General features: G+C 32.6%; 9 protein-coding genes. All 9 read left to right on the plus strand.

The window, feature by feature from the left end; genetic code table 11:
• Positions 1 to 61 precede the first annotated feature (61 nt).
• The 9 genes from CCE82_RS06155 (at position 62) to CCE82_RS06195 (ending at position 12945) form a co-directional block, all read left to right on the plus strand.
• Positions 62 to 979, plus strand: coding sequence for a restriction endonuclease (locus tag CCE82_RS06155; protein WP_086428537.1), 918 nt, complete (start codon positions 62 to 64; stop codon positions 977 to 979).
• A gap of 2 nt (positions 980 to 981) precedes the next feature.
• Positions 982 to 4254, plus strand: a complete 3273-nt coding sequence (locus CCE82_RS06160) for a DEAD/DEAH box helicase (protein WP_086428538.1) — start codon at positions 982 to 984, stop codon at positions 4252 to 4254.
• Complete coding sequence (locus CCE82_RS06165) at positions 4244 to 5272, plus strand: Eco57I restriction-modification methylase domain-containing protein (protein WP_206184379.1); 1029 nt, start codon at positions 4244 to 4246, stop codon at positions 5270 to 5272. The genes CCE82_RS06160 and CCE82_RS06165 overlap by 11 nt, the downstream gene beginning before the upstream one ends.
• A 575-nt stretch (positions 5273 to 5847) precedes the next feature.
• Positions 5848 to 6951, plus strand: coding sequence for a hypothetical protein (locus CCE82_RS06170; protein WP_086428540.1), 1104 nt, complete (start codon positions 5848 to 5850; stop codon positions 6949 to 6951).
• Between the two features lie 532 nt (positions 6952 to 7483).
• Positions 7484 to 8599 carry an alanine dehydrogenase gene (locus tag CCE82_RS06175; protein WP_086428541.1) on the plus strand — a complete coding sequence of 372 codons (1116 nt, stop codon included), beginning with the start codon at positions 7484 to 7486 and terminating at the stop codon, positions 8597 to 8599.
• A gap of 36 nt (positions 8600 to 8635) precedes the next feature.
• Entirely contained in the window at positions 8636 to 9676 is a 1041-nt protein-coding gene (gene tdcB, locus CCE82_RS06180; protein WP_086428542.1) for a bifunctional threonine ammonia-lyase/L-serine ammonia-lyase TdcB, read from the plus strand.
• Positions 9677 to 9709: 33 nt separating this feature from the next.
• On the plus strand, positions 9710 to 11023 hold the full coding sequence (locus CCE82_RS06185; protein ID WP_086428543.1) for an APC family permease: 1314 nt from the start codon (positions 9710 to 9712) through the stop codon (positions 11021 to 11023).
• A 229-nt stretch (positions 11024 to 11252) separates the two neighbouring features.
• Entirely contained in the window at positions 11253 to 12110 is an 858-nt protein-coding gene (locus CCE82_RS06190) for a M48 family metallopeptidase (protein WP_086428544.1), read from the plus strand.
• 178 nt (positions 12111 to 12288) lie between these two features.
• Positions 12289 to 12945 (plus strand): GTP pyrophosphokinase, encoded by a 657-nt coding sequence (locus tag CCE82_RS06195; protein ID WP_086428545.1) that lies wholly within the window; start codon positions 12289 to 12291, stop codon positions 12943 to 12945.
• The last annotated feature ends 132 nt before the right edge of the window (positions 12946 to 13077 follow it).

Here is a 13077-nt window from a genome sequence, read left to right on the forward strand (position 1 = left end):
TTGAAATTAAATAAATCACTGAAAAAGCTATTATTTGATGGGGGGCATTTAGAGTAATACTATGGCAAAGGAAAACAATGAGATGAAAATAAATTCATTTAGTTCTGCAGATATTAATGAGAGTTATATAAGAGAATATATGCCTGAAATTTTAGATTTATTATTGATTGATAGAACAACTTCAACAATAAGGACAAAAAGAAATATAATTTGGGCAAATGAAAACTACATTAGGTATGGTGTTAAAAATTATTCGGCAAAATCTCAAATAAAACCAGAATTAGTTACTGGAAGTATGAGCAATATAATTAAACCAAGATCACTAAAGTCAAAAGAAATACAAAAAGAACGAACAAAATCTAAGGGAGAAGTATTCACACCAACATGGATTGTAAAAAAGCAAAATGATGAAATAGATAAAAATTACAAAAATGATAGTTTAGAAACATATGTTGGTAGAACTTGGATAGAAGTCACTTGTGGAGAAGCACCATATATGGTGAGTCGATATGACATGGAGTCAGGTAGAATTATTCCTTTAAATCAACGTGTTGGTTTTGTCGATAGAAAACTAAAGAGAATTAATAAAGAAGTGAATGATAAAGCTGAATGGCAAAGATTGGTAGTTGAAGCGTTTAAATCTAGTTATGGATTTGAGTGGAGTGGGGATTCACTCTTATTAGCTCGGGAAAATCTGCTTTATTCATATCGAGATTTTTATTATGCAAAATGGTTAGAGGAACCATTACATGGATTGTTTAAAGATATTGCTGAAATAATAAGTTACAATGTGTTTCAGATGGATGGATTAAAATATATTATTCCGCTTAGTGAAAAAAAAATAAAACGCAGAGAAGTTCAATTGTCTTTATTTCAAGATGAAGCAGAAAATAATGAAATAGTAAAACCTGGCAAACGGGTTAAGATAATGAATTGGCGAACAAATAAGATGGAATATTTCGATAAAGGGGTAAAATAAACATGATAGATAACACTCTAATTAGAACAACTAAAACTATTTATCCACAAATTTATGCTTATACGCTCCCTTCTGTTAAAGATAAAGAGGGATGGATTAAGATTGGTTATACAGAAAGAAAAAATGTGGATGAGAGAATAAGAGAACAAACAAAAACTGCCGCATTTAATATTGAATATATGAAATTGTGGTCAGAACCAGCAAAATTTAATGATAGCAATGAATGGTTCAAAGATAAATTGTTCCATTCATATTTACGTACACACAAAAAAATTAAACAAAAACCAAATACAGAATGGTTTTTTTATAATGGAAATCCTTTTCAATCACTTAATGATTTTAAAGATTTTCAAAATAATAATTTTGATCAAACAGATAAAAAACTATCTTACAAATTAAGACCTGAACAAAAAGCAGCAGTTACAAAAACAGTTAACTATATTCATAAACATCCTGGTGGAGAGTTTTTATGGAATGCTAAGCCACGTTTTGGAAAAACATTAACCACCTATGACTTAGCGAGGAAAATAGATGCTGAAAAAGTGCTAATCGTTACAAATCGTCCAGCTATTGGTAATTCATGGTTTGATGATTTTGAAAAATTTATAGCATGGCAAACAAAATTTGCATTTATTTCAACTGCTGATTCTTTAAAAGATAGACCTGTGATGAGTCGTGATGAATTTAGAAAAAGCCTATATAGTAATGGAGAAAGAGATAAAATGATAACTTTTATTTCTTTACAAGATCTAAAAGGATCAATATATTTTGGAGGTACACATATAAAACTAGACTGGGTAAAAGATTTGGAGTGGGATCTATTAGTTATTGACGAAAGTCATGAAGGTGTTGATACACTTAAAACAGACATAGCATTTAACAAAATTAATAGGAAATTCACACTACATTTATCAGGTACACCATTTAAAGCTGTTTCATCAGGAAAATTTAGTGAAGATCAAATTTTTAATTGGACATATGAAAATGAACAAGAATCAAAAGCTAAGTGGAATGACATAGAATTAAATAATCCTTATGAAGATATGCCAAGATTAAATATGTTTTCATATCAAATGAGTGAAATGATAACAGACGAAGTGAATAGGGGAGCTAAAATTGAAGGAGAAAATATAGATTTTGCATTTGATTTGAATGAATTTTTTGCAACTAATGATACAGGAAGGTTTATTTATGAGAAACACGTAATTAGATGGTTAGATTCGCTTACTCATAACGAAAAATATCCTTTTTCAACAAAAGAATTGCGTAATGAATTAAAACACACATTTTGGTTGTTGAATCGAGTAGCCAGTGCAAAAGCATTAGAAAAACTTCTTAAAAATCATCCAGTGTTTGAAAATTATAAAGTGGTTTTAGCAGCTGGAAATGAGCGTTTTGATGAAGACGATCAAGTAGTTAATCATAAATCGTTAGATAAGGTTAAAAAAGCAATTTCTGAAAATGAAAAGACAATAACGCTTTCTGTAGGACAATTAACAACTGGGATAACTGTTCCTGAATGGACGGCAGTAATGATGCTATCAAATATAAAATCGCCAAGTTTATATATGCAAGCAGCGTTTCGAGCGCAAAATCCATGGCAATACAAAGCTAATAATAATGTAATAAAAAAAGAAAATGCTTATGTTTTTGATTTTGCACCTGATAGAACATTGGTTATTTATGATGAATTTGCCAATAATCTTTCTAATAACACTTCGAACGGTAAAGGTACATCAGTTGAACGTAAAGATAATATTCGTAAATTACTTAACTTTTTTCCAGTTATAGCGGAAGATAGTGAAGGAAAAATGATTAAGTTAGATGTAAACCAAGTATTGACTATCCCTAAAGCTATTAAAGCACAAGAAGTAGTGAAGCGTGGTTTCATGTCAAATTTGTTATTTCAAAACGTATCAGGAATATTTGCCTCTTCTGAAGCTCGTGAAATACTAGAACAATTAACCCCAGTTAATCCAGGAAAATCAGCGCAGCACAATACAAATGGAAATATTGAGACAGATGTGGTTGAAGTTGATGAAAATGGAGAAGTATTAATTAAACATGATATTGTTATTAATCAATCGAAAGCTCATTTTGGAGAGAAATTATATGATGATGATATGGACAATATTGTCGATAAGTTAGTTGACCAGAAAGATGTTAATATTAGTTCGATTATTGAGACTACTTTTAGAGATAATATAAAAAGTGGAATTAAAAGTATTGCGAAAGAGAATGGCTTGAATAATAGAACTGCTAATCAAGTAGTTAATAATAATGCCAAACGTATCGCACGTGAAATTGAAATGATTGAGAAAAACACAAGTATAAAAAAGAATGAAATTAAGGCTGATCTCCAAAGAAAAGTTGCAGAGGCAAATAATAACTCTGCAGCGATAGTTGAAGCAAAAAAAATATATGAATACGAAAAGCAAAAAATAGAAGATAATTTTAAAAATGAAGTATCTGAAACTATTAAAAATCAAACTAAAAAAATAGTTGAGCAATCAACAGAAGAAATTTTGAAAAAATCTGAAGAAAAAAAGAAGACTAAGGTTGAAGATGACGTTCGTGCGCGATTAAGAGGCTTTTCGCGTACAATACCTTCATTTTTAATGGCTTATGGTAGCCAAACAACATCATTGGACACATTTGATGTAGATATAAGTGACAATGTATTTAAAGAGGTAACTGGTATTACTTTGGAACAGTTCCGAACATTAAGAGATACTTATAGATTTTTTGATAGACATGTATTTGACGAATCGGTGAAGGAGTTTATGAATAAGAGAAAAGAATTATCTAATTATTTTAATGAAAGTCAAAAAGAAGACATTTTTGACTATATTCCACCCCAAAAAACTAATCAAATATATACTCCTAAAAAAGTGGTTAAGATGATGATAGATAAATTACAAGAAGAAAGTCCTGATGATTTTCGAAATCCGAATAAAACATTTGTTGATTTATACATGAAATCTGGCTTATATATTACCGAGATAGTAAAAAGGTTATATATCGGCTTAGAGGGTGTGATTCCTAATCCTGATGAACGCTTAAAACATATATTAGAAAAACAAGTATACGGATTTGCACCAACAGAAATTATATATAATATTGCTCGAAATTATATATTTGGTTTTGATGAGAGAGGTATGACCATTAGTGATTCACATATTGTGTGTTTAGATACTACACCATATGCACGTGGCGAAGGTGACTTTGAGAAAAAATGTGATGAATTATTTGGAGGGAATGAGGATGAAATTTGATGTAGTAGTTGGAAATCCACCGTATCAAGATAATATTGAAAATCGAAGTGAGCAACCATCAATTTATAATTATTTTTATGACTTAGCAGAAAAAATCAGTGATAAATATTGTTTGATTACACCAGCGAGATTCTTGTTTAATATAGGATCAACGTCAAAAAAATGGAACAAAAAAATGATTGAAGATATAAATAATCAATTAGTATTTTACGTACAAGATGCATCTGAATTATTTCCTAATACCATTATTAAAGGTGGTGTGGCGATTTTATACCATGATTCAAAAAGGGAAATTGGTCCTATTGGTACTTTCACAATTTATTCAGAATTAAATCGAATTCTTGAGAAAGTCGTTAGAGAAGATTTCATTTCTATAGCTGAATTATTATTCAGTAATACAAGTTATAAATATTCTGAGACGTTATGGTCGGAAAATCCTAATTTAAGAAGTAGGGTTTCTGGTGGCTCTAAAAGATATCTATCATCATCTGTATTCGATAAGCTAGAAGAAATTTTTTTCGAACGTATTCCTAATGATAAATATGAATATGTTCAGATTTTGGGACGTAAAAATAAAAAGAGAGAATATTATTGGATGAGAAAAGATTATTTATTAGAGCATCCCAATATGGATAAATTTAAAGTTTTAGTTCCTAGTTCTAATGGTTCGGGTAAACTTGGTGAAGTTTTATCTAATCCAATAGTAGGTGGGAAAAACTTAGGTCATACTGAAACATTTATTTCATTTGGTAGTTTTTCAAAAAAATCTGATGCTGATAATTTATTGAAGTATTTAAAAACTAAATTTACGAGAGTAATGTTAGGAGTTGTAAAAATTACACAGGGAAATAAAACAAAAGAAGTATGGTCAAAGGTACCAATACAAGACTTTACAAAAAATTCAGATATAGATTGGTCCAAAACAGTTTCTGAAATTGATCAACAATTATACAAAAAATATAATTTATCTAAAAACGAAATAGAATTTATCGAGAAAAACGTTAAAGCAATGGACTAGTTTAAGATTGACCAATATTCAATATTTTTGAGAATATTTATATTATTTTCTTGTTTACTACCTACTATACCTCTAATGAATTGCAAAAGGAGGAGGAATGTAAATCCTAGCCTCCTCCAAATATTAAAGATTAAAGTAACTATAGCTTGAATTTATTAATTAGTGTAATATGAATAAAGTTTAATTTTGTGTTTTAAATATTAGTAGAGATTTATCGGCAATAGTTAACTCAAATATTACTAAAGTGCTCAGATAAACATTAATAAAGTAAAATGGTTTTGCAAATGAAAATGTAATACTCTTATTATTGAATGAATATGCAGATTAGCAAATGAGATATTACGCCTCTATTTTAAATCAAAGTAGTTATTGTAGTGTAGAAACAGTTTCAATTGATGAAAATATTTAAAAACAGATCTACATATACAAATTATTAATTTTATTATACAATTTATTTGATAAATATTGCAAATAATAAGAAGCACCGTATATTAACGCATTACTATAATTAGAAGTATAAAGTAATTGAGGGTTTATTTTCACCGTTTCGATTTTATTTGATGGGATGTGGTTATTTGAATATTAAGCTGTTTATATATTTTTGGTCCATATATATGTGGATATTAATATTACAAAAGTTGATTTATGGACCATCAATTTTAACTTTACTTTACGTAGTTTCCACTGTTTCGATTTTACTAGTTATAAATATTAAAAATAAGAATTTACAACACTATTTATCAAATATATATCAATATAGAAAAAACACTGCCCTTCTTAAGTACTGGATAATATTAGATGATGAAAAAAATTTGCATAAAAAAGAAGTTAAAAAATACTATAAGAAAGTGAATACAGGTATGTATATTTTTTCCTTATTTTTTATTTTCATCTTCATTTTTCTTTTAAATGTAATAACAGTAATTCAGCCATTTGCAACAGTTGTTATAGTAATTGTTTACATTATCATACTATTTTGTTTGATTCAGTCTATGCTTTATAAGTTTCCTATTGCTATCACGCTAATAGTACCTTTTATTTCATTTTTTATAGTTTCTGTTTTGTATGATAGCAATAAAATTGAGAATATAATATTGTTAAAAGTTTTATTTGTTTTATTTTCCACTATATTTTATGGTTTCATATGTTTTGTGGCAGAACCTTACATAATTAGAAATCTACACAAAAATCAATTGTTTATTAATGGTTTGCCTAATATAATTTTGTTGTTCATTACATTTTTTATGAGCACTGTAAAAAAACCTAAACTTAACTTTACGGGTGATTCAAATTTCTCGAAACTTCCTAATGAAATACAAAACATTCTTTCGAATAAAGAATTTATAAATATTATAAGAGATATTATTTATCAGTTTCAAATAACTCAATTCACTTCAGAAATAACAACTTATATTCTTATGATTAGTATAATCATTTTTACATTTAGTGCCTCTTTAAATATAAAAATGAGATATGATAATAAAAAAGCAAAGAGGTTACTTTCTAGTACTAGAAGAAGGATTATGAAACATCAAATGTTTTGCTATAGTGATTTTCAAAAGATTAGTTATTATGGTGGTTCATACTATGAAGACCAACTTTTTTCTATACCAGGTGTGTATAAATTTATTTATGAAATTGAAATGAACAAAGCGAAATCTGAAAATACGTCTAAATGACTTTAATGGTGTTTTTACAATTAAAAAATAATAATTTCGTAAAGTTGTAATTAATTGTATACAAAAAGAGTGGAGCGATTTTTTGATAGGTCGCTTTTTATTTTGCGTTAGCACGATGCATCCAAACCTTATTCCTTAAACCGACGACTACTAATGAATTTTTGAGTTACTGTCTACGCCTGTAACTATGATGCTGCCTAAAGAATAATACTGCCCTTAGACTTCCCCTCCTATATAGCAGTATATGCCACAGTGTTTCTCGCATGATTGGTATATTGCCTGCAAATCCCACTCAATGACAACAAAACTCCAACAAAAGTTGTAATATTCGGATTATTTTAATAATATTTTCATTTTGAATTTATTGCATTTTCAATTGACTTTAGCTAAATTTGAAGCTAATATGTTAGTGAATTAATTCACAATCTCTATAGCTATAGATACTTCATAATGCTTTTTTTAATTTTCAATAAGATATATTTAGCATCTAAATTAAAATACAGTTTCAATGACTCAACAAGGAGTGTTTGTTATGAAAATTGGTATTGTTAAAGAATTAAAGCCTGGTGAAGGACGTATAGGCTGTACACCTGAAAATGCTAAAATCCTGAAAGATCAAGGACATGAAGTATACGTAGAACACAATGCTGGCATAGGTTCTGGATTTACGAACGAAGCTTATGAAAATGCCGGTGCGATAATTGTTTCACATGAAAAGTGCTGGGAAGCGGATTTAATTATTAAAGTGAAAGAGCCCCACGAAAGTGAATTTCAATATTTCAAAAAAGGCCAAGTGATTTGGGGATTCCAACATTTGGCATCGTCTAAAAAAACAGTTGAAACGATGCAACAAGCGGGTGTGACGGCGATTGGTGGCGAAACAATCGAACAAGATGGTAAAGCGATTTTGTTAGAACCGATGAGCGCGATTGCTGGACGCCGTTCAATGTTAATGGGTGCGTATTACTTAGAGGCGCAACATCAAGGGGAAGGTATATTAATTTCTGGTATTGATGCCATTTCGGGAATTCCTTCTGGTAAAGTGGTGATTTTCGGTGGCGGTTCTGCAGGTGTCAATGCGGCAACGATTGCGTTAGGTTTACAAGCAGAAGTCGTGATTATCGAATTAAAAGATGAACGTATTGCTTGGCTTGAAGCACATTTTAAAAACGACAATGTGACTGTAGTGAAATCTAACGAAGCCAATTTAGCTCGAGAAATCAAAACGGCTGATGTGTTTATCTCAACAATTTTAATTCCAGGCTCTAAACCACCGAAACTTGTGACGAGAGATATGGTACGTAGCATGAAAAAAGGTTCAGTGCTTGTGGATATTGCGATTGACCAAGGCGGAACTGTTGAAGGTATTTGTCCAACAACGATTAGTGATCCGATTTACGTTGAAGATGGTGTCATCCATTACGCTGTACCGAATCAACCGGGTGCTGTACCGCGCACATCTACAATGGTGCTCGCAGCGGGGAACATTGACTTCTTATCCGAAATTAGCAATAAAGGTATCAAACGTGCAATTCAAGACAATCCAGTCCTAGCCTCAGGGGTGAATATTTATCAAGGACATATTACAAATCAAGGTTTAGCACAATCACATGAGATGCCTTATGAAAAGTTAGCAGACTTAATCTAGTTCGTACAACATCAATTTGAAAAGAGGATGATGGTGATGGCAACAAATGCTGTTATGATACAAACTGAAAAATATTGTAATATTCATGATATCAAAGAAGCTAAGATGAGAATTCAAGATTATGTACGTGAAACACCACTAATTAAATCAATGTTTTTGAGTAACAACATTACAGGTGGGAACGTTTATTTAAAACTTGAGAACATGCAATACACCGGATCGTTCAAATTTAGAGGTGCACTCAATAAAATCTTGCACTTAACGGATGAACAAAAAGCGAAAGGCATTATCACGGCTTCAGCGGGGAACCATGCGCAAGGTCTCGCTTTAACTGGACAACTGCTTGGTGTTGATGCCACGGTTGTCATGCCTGAAGAAGCACCGATTTCTAAACAAGAGGCGACACGTGGCTATGGTGCTGAGGTCATCCTTAAAGGAGAAACATTTAATGACTCTCGTCTGTATATGGAACAACTGGCAGCGGAAACAGGCAAAACGATTGTACACCCTTATGATGATGTTGAAGTTATGGCAGGACAAGGTACGGTTGGTTTAGAAATTTTAGATCAAATTTGGGATATTGACACTGTTGTGGTACCGGTAGGCGGCGGTGGCTTGATTGCTGGTTTAGCGACGGCTTTAAAATCATTTAACCCCTCTATTCATATTATCGGCGTGCAATCTGAAAATGTTCACGGTATGGCGGAATCTATAAAAGAAGGCCAAATTACATCACAATTTACAGCACATACCATTGCAGATGGCACTGAAGTCACCATTCCTGGTAATAAAACGTATGCTGTTGTTGAAAAACTTGTCGATGAATTTGTATTGGTCTCAGAAGATGAAATCGCGAATGCCATGCGTCATTTAATGCAACGTACGAAAATCATTACTGAAGGTGCAGGGGCATTACCAACTGCTGCCCTATTAAGTGGTAAAATTGACCCGCGTTGGATTAAAGGCAAAAACATCGTCGCGTTAGTATCTGGAGGTAACGTTGACCTTACACGTGTGTCACATATTATTGATGACTTATTGAGACCTGCAGATACAAGTGAAGGTGTGGTAGGATAGCCCATATCAAGGAATGAAACGGAGGCAACAGCAATGAGTACAGATACAGCTCTAAAGAAAAACATCGGCTTTTTTGCATCGCTTTCACTTGTCATGGGTTCAGTCATTGGTGCGGGTGTATTCTTCAAAGCTTCTAGTGTGACGGAAGTGACCGGTTCAACCAGTATGGCACTCTTTGTATGGTTGCTCGGCGGTATGATGACCATTTGTGCCGGTTTGACAGGAGCTGAACTTGCAGCGGCGATTCCTGAAACTGGCGGACTGACTAAGTATATCGAATACACTTATGGCGATTTCTGGGGATTTTTATCTGGTTGGGCACAAGCGTTTATCTATTTTCCAGCAAATATCGCAGCACTCGCCATTATTTTTGGAACGCAAATCATTAATTTATTCCATTTATCGACATCATTGTTATTACCTATCGCAATGGTCAGTGCCGTCTCGATACTACTGATTAATCTTTTAGGTTCTAAAGCGGGCGGGATTCTACAGTCAATTACGCTTGTGATTAAATTAATACCGATTGCACTCATTGTCATCATCGGCTTCTTTCATACGAGTGACGTATCATTTTCTCTCTTTCCCGTTGTCAATGGTACAGACTCAAATTGGTTTGAAGCGATTGGTGCTGGCCTACTTGCAACCATGTTTGCTTATGATGGTTGGATTCATGTCGGTAATATTGCCGGGGAAATGAAAAATCCTAAAAAAGACTTACCAGGTGCCATTACACTTGGTATCGGTCTTGTCATGGTTGTGTATCTACTGATTAACGCAACATTTTTAATGACACTCCCGATTCATCAAATTGAAGGTAACTTAAATGCCGCAAGCGAAGCATCTTCAATCTTATTTGGTGCGGGAGGCGGAAAACTCGTCACAATCGGTATTTTAATTTCTGTATATGGCACGATGAATGGTTATACGATGACTGGTATGCGTATCCCTTATGCTATGGCAGAACGCAATCAACTGCCATTTAAGCACTTATTTTTAGACTTATTACCTTCACGTACACCATGGCTCGGTGGCGTGATTCAAATTGTGATTGCTACAATGATGATGCTCTTAGGCGCTTTTGACACAATTACGAACATGCTAATCTTTGTAATCTGGGCATTTTATTGTATGGCTTTCTTAGCGGTATTTATTCTTAGAAAACGAGAGCCAGAGTTACACCGTCCATACAAAGTACCATTGTATCCCGTCATACCTGTGATTGCATTGTTAGCAGGCACGTTTGTCTTGCTGAATACATTAATTACTCAACCCCTCCTTGCAATCGTTGGAATCGGGGTCACAATGTTAGGCATACCGATTTACTATTATCAGAAAAAACATTAATCACTTAAATAACACCCTACTTATAAAATTTTGACACGACTACAATAGGTCCGAGACTTTCGTCATACATAGCGAAATGTCTCGGATTTTTCTGTTGTGCTTATTTTTGATACGACCTTTAATTATCAAAATATTTCAGGTGTTTTCACTTTTGTTTTTGCCTTTCTTATAATTTTATTGTTTAATAAAAAGTGTATTAATAATAAAGTCTTATTTAGGATGTGAAATCATGTGCCAAAATCATATGCATAAAAATAAAAAAGCTGATGTAAGCGTCAAAGAACTAAGACATAAGGCGGAAATGCCATTGATCAGATTTGGGCTACTCGTCATTGTGATTGCAGTTTGTTTAGGATGTTATTTTCTATTAAATGGTAGTGAAGTGTCTCAATGGATTAGTGCGATACTTTTCGGTTTACTCGTTCCAATTATCGGGTTTTTTGCAATTAGAAAAAATTATTGGGCCAGTGCTTCAAATGGCGTAGAAATTACAGCGACACAATTCCCTGAAATCCATCAAATTTTTATGGAACTCGCTGATGAAATGGGGTTTTCTAAAAATGGACCTTTAAAGACACCAAGATTATATATTAACAACGGGAACGGTATGATGAATGCTTTTGCTGCTAAATGTACATTGAGAAAGCGTTATATCGTGATTTATAGTGATTTGCTTGATGTTTATTATAGCCATAAACAAAACGAACTGGTCCGCTTTGTTTTAGCGCATGAGTTGGCGCATCATAAATGTGGACATACGAATCTATGGAGGCTGATACTTTCACCAGCACTAAAGCCAATCTTCTTAGATAAAAGTCTTACAAGAGCACAAGAATATACAGCTGATCGGACTGCAGTGTATTATGCCGAAGAAGGTGCTTTAGACTTAATCTATTTATACTCTGGCAAGTATGTGGGGGCTAAAGTAGACATTGATGAATATTTTAAATCTATAGATACACATGATGAATCGTTTTGGTTAAAACTGAATAACTTCATATCCGATCACCCAGTTGGTTACAGAAGGATGCAAGCATTAAAAGAAGCGAAAGAAAACGGATGGGATGTACACGGAAAAATGCTATAAATTACTTTAATGTAGCATCTGGTGATAACGCTATTTGGAACGTGTTGAAATCCATAAGATGACGCCATAGTTCTGTAATATTTTCAATTATAGAGAAGTCTATAGGTAACTGTTATAATTTAATTAATAATGAAAATATTATTTGATATTGCATAACAATTTGTTGAGGAGAATGTGTATGGATTTGAAAGATATATTTGCGCAAGTTGATCAGCACGACGTAGCAAAACAAGAGGTAGAAGCATTTAAGTTAATGATGAAAGAGTATGAGATGGGCTTACTTGAAATTAAAAGCGACTTAGAAATTATTGATTTAGAATGGCGTGCTACCAATGGTTACTCTCCTTTTGAACATGTGAAAACACGTATTAAAACACCACTATCGCTTCGAAAGAAAATGGAAAAGAAAAATGTTGATTTCAAACCAGAAGCAATCAGAGAAAATATTTTTGATATTATTGGCGTGAGAATTGTCACGACGTTTGAAGAAGATGTATACAGCATTTATGAGCTTTTAAAGAATAGAGATGATTTGAGAATTAAGCGCGTCAAAGATTACATCAAGCATCCTAAAGCGAGTGGCTATAAGAGTTTACATTTAATCGTGGAAACACAATTATATATGTCAAAGGGTGTGAAATGGATTCCCCTTGAAATTCAAATTAGAACACTCGCTATGGACTTTTTCGCTGCAGCTGAGCATAAACTGCAATATAAATATTCCGAAATAGATAAAAATTTAAAAAAAGAGCTCTTCAGAATTTCAGAAATTGCAGGACAACTGGATGAAAAAATGGGTGAAGTGCGTAAGGCTATCCTACCTCCTGACAAATAAGCAGTCATTTTTGATTGGTTATTTATAACTATAAAATTTAAAAAGTGTACATAAAAATCCTCTATCGCTATATAGACAGAGGATTTTTATGCGTTTATCGTATTACTGATGCTACTACAACGCTTTATACCC

Source organism: Staphylococcus cornubiensis (assembly GCF_900183575.1).
GTDB classification, from domain to species: domain Bacteria; phylum Bacillota; class Bacilli; order Staphylococcales; family Staphylococcaceae; genus Staphylococcus; species Staphylococcus cornubiensis.